Origin of the sequence: Allobosea sp. Root483D1 (assembly GCF_001429505.1) — a bacterium.
Lineage (GTDB): Bacteria > Pseudomonadota > Alphaproteobacteria > Rhizobiales > Beijerinckiaceae > Allobosea.
Genome location: NZ_LMJW01000001.1, coordinates 528,766 through 545,101, shown reverse-complemented (window position 1 = coordinate 545,101; position 16,336 = coordinate 528,766). Strand labels below are relative to the sequence as shown.

Genomic DNA, 16,336 nt, shown 5'->3' with positions numbered 1-16,336 from the left:
GGGCTCAGTCGAAGGCCGGGTCGACCGGCACGCGATAGGCGGTGACCAGCCGATTGGTCTCGTTGGCCATGCCGATCACCGCGACGAGCTCGGCGAACATCTCCTCGCTCATCCCGGCTTTGCGGGCGGCGGCTGTGTGGCTGGCGATGCAATAGGTGCAGTTGTTGGTGACGCTGACCGCGAGATAGACCAGCTCCTTGGTCAGCGGATCGAGCGCGCCCGGCGCCATCACCTCCTTGATGCTCTCCCAGGTCCGCTTCAGCGTCTTGGGATCGCGAGCAAGGTATTTCCAGAAATCGTTGACATCGGGCAGGTTGCGGCTGCGCTTGATGTCGTCGATCACGGCGCGCGCTTCGGGCGAGGCCTCCTCATAGGAGACCGGCTTCGGCCTGCTGCTCATGCTGCGTTCCTCTCTTCTTCGGTTGGCCCGGCCATGTCGCCGAGCGTCACCGGTTTCACCGGCATGCGGATGCGCAGATAGCCGAGCTCGGCTGGCGAGCGGCCGGTCAGGGCCGCCATCGTCTCGCCGAGGCTGTGGCCGCACATGCGTCCCTGGCAGGGACCCATGCCTGCGCGCGTGAAGGCCTTGAGCTGGTTCGGCCCCGGGCATTGCTCGGCGACGGCCGCCGCGACCGCCCCACGCGTCACCTCCTCGCAGCGGCAGACGAGCGTGTCGTCGTCGCTTGGGGCGAGGAATTGCGGCGCTGGCCGATAGAGCGCTTCGAGGAAGGGGCGGATCGCGCTTTCGTGGCGCAGCTTGTGGAAAACCGGCGCGGCGGCACGCTCCGCGGCGTCCTGCGATAGGCAGCCGAGATCGGCGCAAGTCGCGAGCGCCGCGATCTCGCCGGTAAGCTCTGCGCAGGATGCGCCGAGAATGCCGCCGGCATCGCCGGCGATCAGGATGTCGTTGCGGCTTGAGCGGCCCCAGCGATCACGCTCCGGTCGCCAGCAGCGCTGGCTCTCGTCGAAAACATGGCGGCAGCCGAGCGCCATGGCGAGATTGACGTTGGGGATCACGCCCTGGTGCAGGAAGACCGTCCCGGTTGCGATCTCGCCGCGCGCGGCGCCAGCCTGCCAACGCACGCTGCGGACGGCGCTCTCGCCCTCGAGCCGCAGCGCTTCGACATGGCTGATGACGCGGATGCCGGCGCGTCTGATCTCCGCCAGCAGGCTAAAGCCCTTGCGCAGATAGGACGGCGCCATCAGCGCGCCCGGCAGATGGCGCAGCGCCTTCAGCCGCGCACCACGCGGCGTCGTGTCGAGAAGCGCGGCGACGGGGACGCCGGCGCGCGCATATTGCGCGACGATGAGATAGATCAGCGGCCCGCTGCCGGCGAAGACGGCGCCGGGCGCGGCGCTGGCCGCGGTCTTGAGCAGAATCTGAGCCGCACCGGCCGTCATCACGCCGGGCAGCGTCCAGCCGGGAATAGGGAAGGGGCGTTCCATCGCCCCGCCCGCGACGATGATCCGCTTCGCTGTGAGACTCTGCTGGCCGTCGGGTCCGGTGAGGTCGAGCGTGCCCTTTTCCTCCTGCCAGACCAGCGAGCCCGGCCGGTAATCGGCGCCGCAGGCGAGGAAGCGCTCCGCCAGCGTCCGTCCGGCATGGTAGTCGGGGCCGAGCACGGAAGCAGGGAGGGGGGCCGGATCGGTGACGGCTCGGAAGATCTGCCCGCCCGGAGCCGGCTGCTCGTCGATCACCGCGACCACAAGCCCATGCCGGCGGGCGGTGATGGCGGCGGCCATGCCGGCCGGCCCCGCGCCGATGATGGCGAGATCGACGCTCGCGCTCATGCCTTGCTCCCGCCGACGGGGAGAAGGGCCGCGCCCTGCTGCGCTTCGACTGAGATGCCGGCGCGGACGCGCTCCTGGCAGGCCTGGCGGTTCGGCCGGCCGTCGATGGTGACGAGGCAGTCGAAGCAGACGCCCATCATGCAATAGGCGGCGCGTTCGCGCCCGCCCACCGGCGTGGTGCGGAACGGTCCGAAGCCCTCCCTCAGCAGCACGGCGGCCAGCATCTCGCCCTCGGGCGCGCTGACGGCGCGACCGGAGAGGACGATACCGACCAGAGGCCGGTCAGGCTGCGCGAGTTGCTTGAACATGGAAGCGGGCCGGGGAAAAGGGCAGGGCGATATCATCAGGCAAGGCACCGGCGCGGATGGCGTCGGCGAGCGGGCCGGCATGGAACGGGGCGAGCGTGACCCCGCTATGGACCGAGGTCAGGAAGGCCTGCGGATGGCTGGCCGAGCGCTGGTAGATCGGCTGCCCGTCCGGGCTCATTACCCGGAGTGCGCCCCAGGCCCGCACGGCGCGGACATCGCGCAGGAAGGGGAAGACGGTGGTGGCGCGCCGCGCCGTGTCCTGCAGCACGTTGCGCGTCGTCGCTTCCTCGAAGCCGGCTTCCTCGGAGGATTCGCCGCAGATCAGCCCGCCATCGGCGGTCTGGCGGATGAAGCTGATGCCGCGCGGCATGAAGGGGCGCAGCTTCTCGGTGATCAGGATCTGGCCGCGCACCGGCCGCACCGGCGCCTCCAGCCCGAGCTGCGGCGCCAATCGCGCATTGCCGAGTCCGGCCGCGAGCACGAGGCGGTCGGCATGGCTTGCGCCGGAGGCGCTGAGAATACGAAAACCTCCGGCCTCCGGCGCGATGGTTTCGACGCGGGCGCGCGGCAGGTAGCGCCCGCCGCGCTTCTGGAAGGCGGCGAGCAGGGCGCGCAGCAGGCGCAGCGGATCGACCATGCCGTCGAGTCTGCAGAAGGTCGCGCCGGCGACGCCGGAGCCGATCATCGGGAAATCGGCCCGCATATCGGCGAGGCGCGCGCGCGAATACCCGCTCGGAATCTGCGAGCGTGCCTCGGCCGCCTCGAGCTGGCCGGCGCGCTTGTCGAGTTCCTCGGGCGTGAAGCAGCAGAAGAAGGCGCCGTCCTGCCGGAAGCGCAGGTCGATGCCGGTCTCGTCGGTCAGCTCGGCGGCGAAGTCGCGCCAGGCCAAGGCGGCACGACGGGTCAGCTCGGCATAGGGCGGGCTCGCCAGCCCTTTGCCCTGCACCCAGACATTGCCGAGATTGCCGCGGGCGGCGCGGTGCGCGACATCGCCTTCGTCATAGAGTGCGACGCTAGCCCCGCCGCGCACGAGACCGAGCCCGATCGCGGCGCCAACCAGCCCGCCTCCGACGATCGCGATCTCGGTTCCCGCTGCCATGGCGCGTCTCAGCGCTCGTCCTGCCGGAAGCGGCGTGGCCGCAACCCGGCGTGGAACCAGTTCACCAGCGAGACCGCGTCGTAGACCGGCACGCCGAACTTATCGGCGATGTCGGCGCTGTACGGTGTTAGATTGGTGCATTCGGAGACGATCGCGCCGATATTCGGGTTCTCGCGCAGCAGGCGGCCGGCCGCCTCCAGCACCTCGGCGCGCAAGGTGTCGAAGGGCACGCTGTTGTCGCCGTCGCGGATGGAACGGACGAACTCGCTATCCTGGGGCATGCCGACGACCGGGGTATCGGCGGCGACGCCGACGCCTTCGAAATAGCGCCCGCTCAGCGAGGCCGCGTTGTAGGTCAGGACGCCGACGCGCTTCGAGGCCGGGATCAGGCGCTCGACCATCGGCACCTGCAGCAAAGCGCTGGTCGCGACCGGCACGGAGCAGAACTCGGCGAGCTCGCGCTGGTAGATCGAGAGGAAGCCGCAGGTGGTGGTGATGCCGTCGACGCCGGCGTCGATCAGCTCCTGCGCCGCCGCCTTGAACTTGTCGAGCAGGTCGACATTGTGCAGGTCGGTCATCCGCGCCGGGATCGCGTCATGGACGATGCGGTATTGCACCGGGAAGTCCCAGGTGCCGGCATGACCGATATCGCCGAGGAAGCGCTCGAAATAGGAGCGCACCATCAGGATGCCGACGCTCACCCCGTAATAGGTCTTCTTCCGCTCGTTCAACGCAGTTCTCCTTCGGCAGGGCTGACCAGCGCCGGCTTGAGCGCGGGCGCAGTGCCGCGCGCGATCGCGATGCGGCTCATCAGGATGGTGGCGCCGACCAGGGCGATGCCGGCGAGCCCGCGCTGCCAGACCGGCACGACGTAAGCGAGCGAGCACAGGCTGCCGGCGGTGACATAGGCCAGGCGCAGCCAGGCGGGCAGCGGCCCCCAGGTGTAGCCGACGAGGCCGGCCGAGATCAGCACCAGCCCGGTCGCGAGCGCGCTGGCCGTCGCGACGATATTGAACAGCGAGCCCTCGAGGATCAGGCCCGGCTCGTAGATATAGGCCATGCCGGTGACGAAGCCGCCGAGGGCGAAGCGGCAGGCATACCAGCCGGTCGTCATCGGCGGGGCGCCGGCGATGGTCGCCGCCGCATCGGCCACCGGCGCGACCGGCGGCGAGGCGTCGGCGAGGACGGCGAAGTAGAAGATGAACAGGTGGATCGCGATCAGCGGCACGCCGTGCTCGGCGATGAGCGGTGCGCCGATCGCGGCGGTGATGATGTAGGCGGGCGTCGTCGGGATGCCGACGCCGAGGAACAGGCAGGTGCCGGCGATCAATAGCGCCAGCAGCAGCAGCGAGCCGCCGGCCGCCGCCTTGATCATGCCGGTGAAGGCGAGCAGCAGGCCGGTCGCGGTCAGTGCCGCCGTGATGATGCCGGCCGAGGTCACCGCGACCGCGATCATCGAGATCAGGTAGCCGCCATCGCGCAGCGCGATGAAGAGCTCGCGCGGCCCCAGGCGGGTATGACTGCGCAGGGCGGCAACCACGACCGTCGCGATCGTGCCCCAGAAGGCGGCGAGATAGGGCGAAAAGCGCATCATCATCAGCGTCACCAGCACGGCGAGCGGCAGGACGAGATGGGCGTCGCGCCCGAGGTCCGACAGGCTGGGCAGCATGTGGCGCGGGATCGCGCCGATGCCGAGCTTCTTCGACTCGTAGTGAACCGCCGCGAGGATGTTGACGTAGTAGAGCGCCGCGCCCATCGCCGCCGCGACGATGATCGCCGAATAGGGCACGGCGATCATCTCCGACATGATGAAGGCGGCCGCGCCCATCACCGGTGGCACCAGCGGCCCGCCGACGCTCGCCGCCGCCTCGATGCCGGCGGCGAAGACCGGCCGGAAGCCGAGCCGCTTCATCAGCGGGATCGACATCGAGCCGGTGACCACGACATTGGCCACCGACGAGCCGCTCATCGTGCCGAACAGCGCCGAGGAGATCACCGCGACCTTTGCCGGCCCGCCAGTGAAGCGCCCGCCGGTGAGGGCGCCGAAATTGCCGAAGAGCCGGCTCATGCCACTCGCCTGCATCAGCGAGCCGAAGATCAGGAAGGAGGCGACGATGGTCGCACTCATCACCGTCAGCGAGCCGTAGAGGCCGCTGCCGACCGAGAGGAAATTGATCTCGGTGATGTGGGCGAAGGGCAGCTCGCGATAATACCAGGCGCCCGGCAGGAGATGGCAGATCGCCATGTAGCCGATCACCGCGACGACGAGGCTGGCGAGCGTGTAGGAGATCGAGCGGCGCGTCGCCTCGACCACGGTCGCGACCATGATCGTGCCGAGCACGTACTGCACCGGCGTCAACGGATCGATGAAGCTGGTGCGCTCGTAGATCTGTTCCTGGTTCAGGTAGATGTAGACGTTCGGCACGAAGGCGCAGATCGCCAGCACGAGGTCGAGGGCGCTCGGTCGGTTCTTCGGCGAATGCTCGCTTGCGGGGAAGAGCAGGAAGACCGGCGGCACGAACAGCGCCAGATGGATCGCCGCGAGCTCCAACGGCTCGGGATAGCCGGTGCCGGCGAAGTAGAGATGGACCAGCACCGCGGCCACCGACCACAGGCCGAGAAGGACACCTGGAATTCCGTCTATCCGCCGCATCGTTCGTTGCCCCCGAGCGCAGCCGCTATGCCGGATATGCGTCGACCGGAGCCTGGGGCGGAACGTCGGACTTGACGTGTCCCCGCTTTTGTCGATTGCATGCAATAATCAAGACAGCTAAGTTTCGTGTCGTCAATTCTCTTTGACGCGCAATTTTCGGAAAAAATTTCTCCGCACCGAACGGATCGTCCGTTCAGGCGGACAACTCCCGGTTGCCTGGAGAGTGAGTATGATCTTGCAGGGAATCGCGGATGCCGGGAGCGACGCGGGAATGGAGGCGGAAGCGTGACGGTGCCGTTCAGCCTGCCGATGCTGGAAGCTTCGGTGCGACGTGTCGCGGCCCAGCCGCTGCCCCAGCAGATCGCAGCCCATCTGCGCGAACTCATCATCCATGACGAGCTGAAGCCGGGCGAGCGCGTCCGCGAGCAGCCTCTGTCGGTGGAGCTCGCCGTGTCGCGGACGCCCTTGCGCGACGCCCTGAAGATCCTCGCGGTCGAGCGGCTCGTCGACCTTCACCCGAACCGCGGCGCGACAGTCGCCAATCCGGGCGTGGAAGAGCTGCGCGATCTGCTGCGGGTCTACTCGACCATGGAGGGCCTTGGCGGCCAGATGGCCTGCGAGCGTGCCGTGCAGGATGATATCGATGCCGCCCACCGCTGGCACCAGGAGATGGTCGGGGCCTTCGAGCGGCGCGACAAGCTGGCCTATTTTCGCGCCAACCAGGCCTTTCACCTCGGCATCATCGGGGCGTCGCGCAACGCCTCGCTGATCGAGGTGCACGGCCAGCTCAATCTGCGCCTGCATCGCGTGCGCTATCTCGCGATCATGCAGCAGAAGGACTGGACCTTCGTCAGCAACCAGCACGAGGCGATCATCGAGGCGCTCGACAAGCGCGATGGTGCGCTGCTCGGCCGGTTGCTGGTCGAGCATTTCTCCAGCGCCTGGCGGGCGCTTGACATGCTCGAGGCCCGGCAGGTGAGCGCAGTCGCTGCGCCCGCCCCGGCAGCCCTCTAGGGCGCGGGAGGACGACGATGCTGCCGCAGCCCGACCGACCGACGCTGGCGACGCATTGGGGCACCTATCGGGTACGGATGGAGGCGGGGCGCCCGGTCGCGCTCGACCCTTTCGAGGCCGATCCCGATCCATCGCCGATCGCGTCAGTGATGCTGGAGGCGCGTACGGCTCCGGCGCGCATCCTGCGACCGGCGGTGCGGCGCTCTTTTCTGGAGCGGGGCCATGCCGCAGGTGGGGAGGGACGCGGCAGCGAGCCCTTCGTCGAGATCGGTTGGGACGAGGCGCTGGCGCTGGTCGCAGGCGAGCTTGACAGGGTACGCAGCAGCCATGGCAACGGCGCGATCTATGGCGGTTCCTATGGCTGGGCCAGCGCCGGGCGCTTCCACCATGCGCAGAGCCAGGTCCACCGCTTCCTCAACACGATCGGCGGCTATACGCGCTCGGTCCAGAACTACTCCTTCGCCGCCGCCGACACGATCCTGCCGCATGTGATCGGAGATCGCCGGGGCCTCGCCAGCGGCCATACGCCCTGGCGGTTGTTGGCGGGCCACGCCGAACTGATCGTGATGTTCGGCGGTGCCTCGCCGAAGAATGCGCAGGTCTCCTCCGGCGGGCTCAGCCGCCACGCGCTGCGCGAGAGCATCTTCGCCTGCCGCAATGAGGGCGCTGAACTGGTCTCGATCAGCCCGATCCGCGATGACACCGCACTGGAAGCCGGCGCGCAATGGTGGGCGCCGCGTCCGCAATCGGATGTCGCGCTCATGCTCGGCCTCTGCCACACGCTGCTCAGCGAAGGCCTGCACGATCACCGCTTCCTGGCGCGCTGCACCACCGGCTTCGACAAGGTCGAGGCCTATCTGACCGGCGCTGCCGACGGCACGCCCAAGACGGCGGACTGGGCAGCAGCGCTCTGCGAGATCCCGGCCGACGACATCCGCACGCTCGCACGCAAGATGGCGGCGAAGCGGACCTTCATCATGATGTCCTGGTCGCTGCAGCGCGCCGACCATGGCGAACAGCCCTACTGGATGGCGATCACGCTCGCCTCCATGCTCGGGCAGATCGGCCTGCCGGGCGGCGGGTTCGGCTTCGGCTACGGCTCGGTCAACGGTGTCGGCAACGCCGCGCAGGAGATCACTTGGCCATCGCTGTCGCAGGGCGACAATCCGATCGCCGACTTCATTCCCGTCGCGCGCATCGCCGACATGCTGCTCGATCCCGGCGGCGCCTACGACTTCAACGGCGAGCGCCGGGTCTACCCCGACATCAAGCTGGTCTACTGGGCCGGCGGCAATCCGTTTCACCACCATCAGGACCTGAACCGCCTGGTCGGTGCCTGGCAGAGGCCGCAGACGATCATCGTGCATGAGCCCTGGTGGACGGCGACCGCCCGCCATGCCGACATCGTCCTGCCCGTCACCACCCAGCTCGAGCGCAACGACATCGTCTGCGCCAATCGCGACCTGATGCTGGCGGCTTCGCACAAGGCGGTGGAGCCGGCCGGCGAGGCGCGCGACGACTACACGATCTTCTCCGGTCTCGCAGCGCGGCTCAGCGTCGAGGAGGCCTTCACTGAGGGACGCGACGAGGAGAGCTGGCTGCGCCAGCTCTACGGGCTGGCGCGCCAGCGCATCGCCGCGGCCAATCTCGACATTCCCGATTTCGACAGCTTCTGGCGCCAGGGCGTGACCCTGCTGCCGGAGCCGGAAAACGTGGAGCCGCTGCTGGCCGATTTTCGGGCCGATCCGCTGGCACATCGGCTCGCGACGCCATCCGGGCTGATCGAGCTCTTCTCCGAGCGGATCGCGAGTTTCGACTACGCGGATTGCCTGGGCCATGCGGCCTGGCTGCCCTCGCAGGAATGGCTGGGCGCAGCCGCGGCGGAGCGTTTTCCGCTGCATCTGATCTCGAACCAGCCCGTCACCAAGCTGCACAGCCAGTACGACCATGGCAGCCACGCCCGCGACAGCAAGATCGCCGGGCGCGAGCCGGTGCGCATGCACCCGCGGGACGCGGCAAGCCGAGGCCTGAACGATGGCGACGTCGTCCGGATCTTCAACGAGCGCGGCGCCTGCCTCGCCGGCTTGCGCGTTTCGGACGCGCTGCGCCCCGGCGTGGTGCAGCTCTCGACTGGCGCCTGGTTCGATCCGCTCGAGCCTGGCAGGCCGGGCACGCTCGACAAGCACGGCAACCCGAACGTGCTGACGCCCGATCGCGGCACCTCGCGCCTGGGGCAGGGGCCGAGCGCCCATTCCTGCCTCGTCGAGATCGAAGCGCATCGCGGGCCGCTGCCCGAGATCACCAGCTATGCGCCGCCGGCAATCCTGCCGGCGGGCGTGAAGAACCCTGAATGAGGATGGCCGTGCCGACGACCGAGATCCGCCGCATCGATTCCAATGGCCGCCGCAGCCGCGTCGTCGTCCATAACGGCACGCTGCATTTCGCAGGCCAGGTCGCCGACGATTTCAGCGGCGACATCGGCCAGCAGACGCAGGAAGCACTGGCCCGCATCGACAAGCTCTTGGCCGAGGGCGGCAGCGAGCGCCGCAAGGTCCTCAGCGCCACGATCTGGCTCAAGGACATTGCCGATTATGCCGGGATGAACGCGGTCTGGGACCGCTGGATCGATCCCGACCACGCTCCGGCCCGCTGCTGCGGCGTGGTCGAGATGGCCGATCCTGGGATCAAGGTCGAGATCATCCTGACCGCCGCACAGTGACGGCGCGGCCGCTAGAGCATTTCCGCGTTTCTTCGAATAGTGGAAATGCTCTAGCTCTTTGTTTTATCACATTTTCTTCACGCGAACCGGTGTCCGCTTCGTTCGCAAATGCTCTAGCTCGCCTCCAGCACCAGCTCCAGCGTCATCAGCACCGGATTGTCGCCGCGTGCGAGCGCGCCTTGCGCCATGTCGCCGGTATAGTCGACCAGCGCGATCGCGAGCGCCGCTTCCGGCTTGCCGTCGGCGCCGGGGGCGACGTGGCCGGCGGTGATCGCGATTTCGGTAGCGAAGGGCTCGATGACGCGTCCGTCGGCAAAGCGGGCGCCGATCGTCGAGCCGACGCCGCCATGGATGATCGCCTGCGCGATGCCGCGCTCGGCGCAGAACGCTTCCAGCGCAGTGAATACATCGCGGTTCGGCCGCAGCCGCAGCACGAAGAAGCGGCCGCCGGCGTCCGCACCGCCACTTGGCCGCTCGGCCGGCATGAACAGCTTGAAATTGGTCTCCGGGTCATGACCGGCGACGAAGCCGGCGCCCTCCAATCCGACCGCATCGACGCTGAGCGGTTCTGCCAGGAAGCTCTGGTCCGGCAGGATATGCCCGCCATTGTGCCGGCCGTCCGCCTCGCGCCAGAGCGCATGGCCATGGAAGAACGGCGCCCCGTCGCGCGCGCCGAAGGTCAGCGCTCCGGTCTCGATCCGGCTCACGCCCTCCGGCCGGAAGGTCTCGCTGTAGAAGGCTGCATGCTCCGGCGTCGCCGACAGCGCCGGCATGACATAGGCGAAGGGCGCGAGCGGAAGCCCGACCGGCAGCCGCAGCACGCCGCTGGAGAAGCCCTGCGCGGCGAAGGCGCTTGCGATCGCATCGAGCAGCAGGCCGGGCTTCAGCTCCAGCGTGAGCTTGCGGCCGCGCGCTTCGCGCCATTGGATGCGCTCGGGCTCGGCCGGTCCCGGCTGCTGAATCGTCCTCACGCTGAGCCTCCCGGGGCGCGGACGAAATCGAGCAGACCGCGCTTCTCCAGTTCGTCGCGGACGAGGCGCTTCGGCACCTTGCCATAGCCCGATTTCGGCAACTCCTCGAAGAAGAAGAAGCGCTTGGGCATCTTGTAGCGCGGGATCTTCTCGGCAAGATAGTTTGCCAGCTCATTTTCATCGACATGACCGCGCGCGACGCAGACGGCGACGCCGATCTCGCCCCAGACCGCATCGGGCACGCCGAGCACGGCGGCTTCCGCGATCGCCGGATGGGTCAGGATTTTCTCCTCGATCTCGCGCGGATAGATGTTCGAGCCGCCGGAGATGTACATGTCGGAGGCGCGGCCGGTGATGTAGACGAAGCCTTGCTCGTCCATATGGCCAAGATCGCCGGTGCGGAACCAGCCATCGCGGAAGGATTTCGCATTGGCCTCCGGGTTCTCGTAATAGCCGACGAAGACGGCCGGGCCGATCACGCAGATCTCGCCGGTCTCGAAGGGCTTGAGTTCCTCGCCGTCATCGTTCTGGATCGCAACCTGGATGCCGGTGCGCTCGACGCCGCAGCTGCCGATGCGGGCCGCCGGCCCGTCCTCTTCCGCGTGCAGATAGGTCGGCAGCACGGTGATGTTGCCGGTGACCTCGCCGAGGCCGAAATACTGCACCAGCACCTTGCCGAGCTTGGCGAGCGCCGTCTTCTGGTCCTCGCGATACATCGGCGCGCCGGCATAGATGACATGGCGCAGGCTGGAATGATCGTGCTGGTCGACGGCCGGGTGCTCGACCAGCATCTTCAGGATGGTCGGCACGGTGAAGATGTTGGTGACGCGGTGCTTTTCGATCAGCCGGAAGGCCTCGTCGATGTCGAAGCGCTCGGTCGGCAGCAGGATCGTCGGCGCGCCGCGGGCCGACAGCACGAGCTGATGCACGCCGGCGCCATGCGAGAGCGGCGCGACCACGAGCGAAGCGTCCTGCTCGGTCGAGCCCGGTACGAGGTCGGCGAGATGGTTGGTCACCACAAAGCCCATCTGGCCATGGGTCAGCACCGCCGCCTTGGAGCGCCCGGTCGTGCCGGAGGTGAAGAAGAACCAGCAGGGATCGTCACGATCGACGACGGCGTCCGGGACGTGGCTGCCCTGATGCGCGGCGATCGCCTCGGTCAGCGTCGTCTCGCCGAAGCTGCCCGCGCCGATCCGCCAGGTGAACTGCAGCGTCTCGCTCTCCCCGGCGACCGCCTGCGCATGATCGGGGAAGTGGCCATGGCAGAGGAAGGCCTTGGCGCCCGAGGAGGTCGCGAGATAGGCGACCTCGTCCGGCATCAGCCGGAAATTGGTCGGCACCCAGACCGCGCCCAGCCGGAAGGCGGCGAACATCGAGACGAACATCTCGTCGCAGTTCTTCGAGTGGACGAGGATGCGGTCGCCCTTGCCGATGCCGCGGGCAGCGAGCGCGGCGGAGAGCGCGTGCGCGGCGGCGTCGAGCTCGCTCCACGTCCATTGCCGCTCGCCCCAGATCAGCCCGGGCCTGTCGCCGAAGCGGCGCGCATTGCGCGTCAGGAAATGCGCGAGGTTCATCACCCGCGTCGTCACGGGTTTCAGCCCGCCCACCGGGCCGGCGCCCGCTGCGCTCGTCGTCATGGCGTCGTCTCCGCTGTCCTGATCTCGTGTTGCACTAGCGGCTTCGGCTGCGCCTGCCGCCGGTCGAGCATGGCGGCGATCCTGTGCTCGACCTGCCGCGCCTCATGGCGCAGCAGCTCGGCGAGTTCCTCTTGCCGCTGCGGCTGCATGCGCGAATCGATCGCGGCAATGCTGAGCGCGCCCGCGACGCGCCCGTCGGGATAATGCACGGGCACGCCAACGCCCCAGGAACTGGCGACGATGTGGCCAGGATTGAGGGCAAAGCCCTGGCGCCGGGTGAGGGCGATCTCGGCCTTGAGCTGCGCCGGCGCATAGGCCGGGTAGCGCGCGTCGAGGATGGCGCGATTGGCTTCGATCATCGATGCGGCTTCCGCATCGGGCAGGGCTGCCAGCATGGCGAGCGAGCCCGCGCCGACCCCGAGCGGGTGCTGGTCGCCGGCCTGCAAGGCATGGGTTCGCACCGGCCAGGTCCCTTCCTCGCGGTGCAGGCAGATGACGAAGCGGTCGCGCCGGATCGAGAAGAAGCTGCTGTCCTGCGTCGTGTCGGAGAGGGTGCGCAGGCTCTCCATGGCAAGGTCGAGCAGCCCGTGGCGCTGGCCGGAAAGCAAGCCGAGCACGAAAGCCTCCTCGCCGAGATGGTAGCGCCGGCTGCGCTCCTCCTGCTCGACCAGCCCGGCCCGCATCAGCGCCAGCAGCAGGCGCCGAACGGTCGGCTTGTTCAGCCCGCTGTCCTCGACGAGTTCGCTGAGCGGCAGGCCCGACGCGCTCTCACGTCCGACGAGCGCCAGCAATCGCAAAGCGCGGTCGACGCTTTGCGAGCCTGACAGATCGGGCGTCGGCACGGAATCGGGCTGCATTTCCTCCGCCGTATTGGGTCCATGATGCGGACCTCTCTATCTGCTTTAAAGGTGTAGATGCCTGGGCTGGCGATTGCAACAACAGCCGATCCGTGTATGTTCCAGCCGGAACGCGCGAGTTTACTCGCCATAATATGGACCTGTTGGATCGGCGAAGCCGGCATGACGGGCGGGGTGGGAGGAGCGGCCCGAATGGCCGAAGCAAGGACGAGCGCAGCCGTCGGCCCGCAAGCCAGCGATGGCGTCGCCGCGGTTCTGGAAAGCCTCGATCACACCCCGAAGCGCGTCGGCTCGGCGCTGGTTCGCCCGCTCGAGGTCGTCGCCGCGCTTCTGCTCGTCGCCATCGTCGCCCTGCTGCTCGCAGGCGTGACCTCGCGCTATGTGCTCTCGATTCCGGTGGTCTGGATCGACGAAGCCGCCTCGATCTGCTTCCTCTGGCTCGCCATGCTGGGCGCCGCCATCGCGATCGACCGCAACGAGCATCTGCGCCTGACCTTGTTCGTCGGCATGCTGCCGGAGCGCCTGCGCGGTCTCGTCCACGCCTTCGGCCTGCTCGCGGTCGCGACCTTCCTCGCGGTAATGACCTGGCCGGCGATCGACTATGTCATCGAGGAATCCTACGTCACCTCGGCGGCGCTCAACATACCCTCGAGCTACCGCGTCTCCGCCATCGCCTTCGGCATCATCGCCATGCTGGCGTTGGTGCTGACCTATGCCGTCAGAACCTGCACGTTGCGCGACCTGCTGATTTCGGCGGCGGTGATCGGCGTCGTCGCGGCGGCCTTCTTCCTGCTGACGCCGGTGTTCAAGACGCTGGGCTACGCCAACATCGCCATCTTCCTGCTCGGCGTCGTCGGCCTCTGCCTCGTCGCCGGCATCCCGATCGCCTTCTGCTTCGGGTTGGGCGCGCTCTGCTTCCTGTCCTTCAGCACCACGGTGCCGATCTTCGTGATGATCGGGCGCATGGACGAGGGCATGTCGAGCCTGATCCTGCTGTCGGTGCCGATCTTCGTGCTGCTCGGCTGCGTGCTCGACGCCACCGGCATGGGCAAGGCGATCGTCGATTTCCTCGCCTCGCTGCTGGGCCATGTCCGCGCCGGCATGTCCTATGTGCTGCTCGGCTCGCTTTTCCTGGTCTCCGGCATCTCCGGCTCAAAAGTCTCCGACATGGCGACGGTGGCGCCGGCGCTGTTCCCGGAGATGAAGCGACGCGGCTACCAGCCCAAGGAGCTGATCGCGCTGCTTTCGACCGGTGCCGCCATGGCCGAGACCGTGCCGCCCTCGATCGTGCTGATCGTGCTCGGCTCGGTCGCCGGCGTCTCGATTGCCGGGCTCTTCACCAACGGCCTCGTCGTCGCGAGCGTGCTCCTGATCGTGCTCGCCGTGCTGGCGCGCTGGAAGGCGCGGGGCGAGATGCTGAAGGGCGTGCGCCGCGCGCCCTTCGCGGTGATCTGGAAGACGGCGCTGGTCGCCGCCCCCGCGCTTGTTCTGCCTTTCCTGATCCGCAGCGCCGTCGGCGGCGGCGTCGCCACCGCGACCGAGGTCTCGACCATCGCCGTGCTCTACGCGCTGATCGTCGGCATCGTCCTCTATGGCGGCATCAGCTGGCGCACCTTCTACGGCATGCTGGTCGAGACCGCGGCGCTCTCCGGCGCGATCCTGATGATCCTCGGCACCGCCTCGGCGATGGCCTGGGCGCTGACCCAGACTGGCTTCGCCCGCGATCTTGCGACCGCGATGTCGCATCTGCCCGGCGGCTGGATCAGCTTCATGGCGGTGACGATCGTGGTCTTCATGATCCTCGGCTGCGTGCTCGAGGGTCTGCCGGCGATCGTGCTGATGGCGCCGCTGATGTTCCCGATCGCCAAGAGCCTCGGCATCAACGACATCCATTATTCGATGGTCGTCGTCACCGCGATGAACATCGGCCTCATGACGCCGCCGGTCGGCATCGGCTTCTACATCGCCTGCAAGATCGGCAATGTTGAACCGGACGAGGCGATGGGCGCGATCTGGCCCTATCTGCTGGCCCTGCTCGCCGGCCTCGCCATCATCGCCTATGTGCCGTCCTTCTCGACGATGTTCCTGTGAGGCGCGCCATGTCGCTCCATCATGGCCCCCCGTCGCGCCCGTCGATTGCCGGATGGCGAAAACCCGCGCCAGCATGACCAAAACGCCTTTGCGCATCCGAACGAAGACGCGCTGACACATGAAGAACCTTCAGGGAGGAAACACCATGTCCATCTCACGCCGCACGATCCTGCAGGGCGCCACCGCCGCGGCCACGGTCGGGACCTTCTCGATCGCCCGCGCCCAGACGCCGGAATTCACCTATAAATACGCCAACAACCTGCCGCTGGCGCATCCGATGAACGTCCGCGCCGCCGAGGCGATGGAGAAGATCAAGGCCGAGACCAATGGCCGGGTCGTCATCCAGATCTTCCCGAACAACCAGCTCGGCTCCGACACCGACATGCTGAACCAGGTCCGCTCCGGCGGCGTCGAGTTCTTCACGTTGTCGCCGCTGATCCTCTCCACCCTGGTGCCGAACGCCTCGGTCAGCGGCATCGGCTTCGCCTTCCCGGACTATGACTCCGTCTGGAAGGCGATGGATGGCGAGCTCGGGACTTACGTCCGCGGCCAGATCGCCAAGGCGAACCTGCACGTCCTCGACAAGATCTGGGACAACGGCTTCCGCCAGATGACCTCGTCGAAGGGCCCGATCAACTCCCCGGCCGACCTCAAGGGCTTCAAGATCCGCGTGCCGGTCTCGCCGCTCTGGACCTCGATGTTCAAGGCCTTCGACTCGGCCCCGGCCAGCATCAACTTCGCCGAGGTCTACACCGCGCTGCAGACCAAGATCGTCGACGGCCAGGAGAACCCGCTGGCGATCATCGCGACCGCCAAGCTGTTCGAGGTGCAGAAGTATCTCTCGCTGACCAACCATATGTGGGACGGCTTCTGGTTCCTGGCCAACCGTCGCGCCTGGGACCGGCTGCCGCAGGATCTGCGCACCATCGTCGCCAAGAACATCGACGCCGCCGCTTTGCTGGAGCGCGCCGACGTTGCCAAGCTCAATGCCGGCCTGCAGGCCGAGCTGACCTCGAAGGGCATGACGATCAACCAGACCAAGGCCGACGAATTCCGCGCCGCGCTGCAGAAGGCCGGCTTCTACGGCGAGTGGAAGGGCAAGTACGGCGACGAGGCCTGGGCGATCCTGGAGAAGGCGGTCGGCGGCAAGCTGGCCTGATCACGAGAACGGTCTCGATTAGTCATTGCGGCGCGCC

14 protein-coding genes are annotated in these 16,336 nt (G+C 67.8%); 5 read left to right on the top strand and 9 right to left on the bottom strand.

Going from position 1 to position 16,336, the window contains the following annotated elements; genetic code table 11:
- Positions 1-4: 4 nt before the first annotated feature.
- Genes ASE66_RS02615 through ASE66_RS02590 form a run of 6 tightly spaced genes read right to left on the bottom strand, consistent with a single transcriptional unit; the run spans position 5 to position 5,851 of the window.
- Entirely contained in the window at positions 5-400 is a 396-nt protein-coding gene (locus ASE66_RS02615) for a carboxymuconolactone decarboxylase family protein (protein WP_057188004.1), read from the bottom strand.
- Complete coding sequence (locus tag ASE66_RS02610; RefSeq protein ID WP_057188003.1) at positions 397-1,791, bottom strand: NAD(P)/FAD-dependent oxidoreductase; 1,395 nt, start codon at positions 1,789-1,791, stop codon at positions 397-399. The genes ASE66_RS02615 and ASE66_RS02610 overlap by 4 nt, the downstream gene beginning before the upstream one ends.
- Entirely contained in the window at positions 1,788-2,099 is a 312-nt protein-coding gene (locus ASE66_RS02605; RefSeq protein WP_057188002.1) for a (2Fe-2S)-binding protein, read from the bottom strand. The genes ASE66_RS02610 and ASE66_RS02605 overlap by 4 nt, the downstream gene beginning before the upstream one ends.
- Positions 2,074-3,198: an NAD(P)/FAD-dependent oxidoreductase gene (locus tag ASE66_RS02600; RefSeq protein WP_057188001.1), complete on the bottom strand. Its 1,125-nt coding sequence runs from the start codon at positions 3,196-3,198 to the stop codon at positions 2,074-2,076. Before ASE66_RS02600 ends, ASE66_RS02605 begins: the two co-directional genes overlap by 26 nt.
- Positions 3,199-3,206: 8 nt before the next feature.
- Positions 3,207-3,929: an aspartate/glutamate racemase family protein gene (locus ASE66_RS02595; protein ID WP_082613144.1), complete on the bottom strand. Its 723-nt coding sequence runs from the start codon at positions 3,927-3,929 to the stop codon at positions 3,207-3,209.
- Positions 3,926-5,851, bottom strand: coding sequence for a TRAP transporter permease (locus ASE66_RS02590; protein ID WP_082613143.1), 1,926 nt, complete (start codon positions 5,849-5,851; stop codon positions 3,926-3,928). The genes ASE66_RS02595 and ASE66_RS02590 overlap by 4 nt, the downstream gene beginning before the upstream one ends.
- Positions 5,852-6,136: 285 nt before the next feature.
- On the opposite strand from ASE66_RS02590, the gene ASE66_RS02585 reads away from it, so the two are divergent.
- Genes ASE66_RS02585 through ASE66_RS02575 form a run of 3 tightly spaced genes read left to right on the top strand, consistent with a single transcriptional unit; the run spans position 6,137 to position 9,584 of the window.
- Positions 6,137-6,865, top strand: coding sequence for a GntR family transcriptional regulator (locus tag ASE66_RS02585; protein WP_057187999.1), 729 nt, complete (start codon positions 6,137-6,139; stop codon positions 6,863-6,865).
- 17 nt (positions 6,866-6,882) lie between these two features.
- Positions 6,883-9,219 carry a molybdopterin-dependent oxidoreductase gene (locus ASE66_RS02580; RefSeq protein WP_057187998.1) on the top strand — a complete coding sequence of 779 codons (2,337 nt, stop codon included), beginning with the start codon at positions 6,883-6,885 and terminating at the stop codon, positions 9,217-9,219.
- 2 nt (positions 9,220-9,221) lie between these two features.
- A complete protein-coding gene (locus tag ASE66_RS02575) occupies positions 9,222-9,584 on the top strand; it encodes a RidA family protein (protein ID WP_057187997.1) in 363 nt (120 codons plus the stop codon).
- 113 nt (positions 9,585-9,697) lie between these two features.
- Here the strand turns inward: ASE66_RS02575 and ASE66_RS02570 are convergent, their stop codons facing one another.
- From ASE66_RS02570 to ASE66_RS02560, 3 genes are read right to left on the bottom strand one after another with little or no spacing between them, the layout of a single operon-like run.
- The gene (locus ASE66_RS02570; protein ID WP_057187996.1) at positions 9,698-10,555 is read right to left on the bottom strand and encodes a PCC domain-containing protein; all 858 of its coding nucleotides are present in this window, start codon (positions 10,553-10,555) and stop codon (positions 9,698-9,700) included.
- Positions 10,552-12,192, bottom strand: coding sequence for an acyl-CoA synthetase (locus ASE66_RS02565; RefSeq protein WP_156411995.1), 1,641 nt, complete (start codon positions 12,190-12,192; stop codon positions 10,552-10,554). The genes ASE66_RS02570 and ASE66_RS02565 overlap by 4 nt, the downstream gene beginning before the upstream one ends.
- Entirely contained in the window at positions 12,189-13,049 is an 861-nt protein-coding gene (locus ASE66_RS02560) for an IclR family transcriptional regulator (protein ID WP_057187995.1), read from the bottom strand. Before ASE66_RS02560 ends, ASE66_RS02565 begins: the two co-directional genes overlap by 4 nt.
- A gap of 192 nt (positions 13,050-13,241) precedes the next feature.
- Here ASE66_RS02560 and ASE66_RS02555 point away from each other — a divergent pair, with 192 nt between their 5' ends.
- Together ASE66_RS02555 and ASE66_RS02550 are read left to right on the top strand one after the other, a co-directional pair.
- Positions 13,242-15,140, top strand: coding sequence for a TRAP transporter large permease subunit (locus ASE66_RS02555; RefSeq protein ID WP_057187994.1), 1,899 nt, complete (start codon positions 13,242-13,244; stop codon positions 15,138-15,140).
- Between the two features lie 145 nt (positions 15,141-15,285).
- Positions 15,286-16,299: a TRAP transporter substrate-binding protein gene (locus tag ASE66_RS02550; protein ID WP_057187993.1), complete on the top strand. Its 1,014-nt coding sequence runs from the start codon at positions 15,286-15,288 to the stop codon at positions 16,297-16,299.
- Positions 16,300-16,336 lie beyond the last annotated feature (37 nt).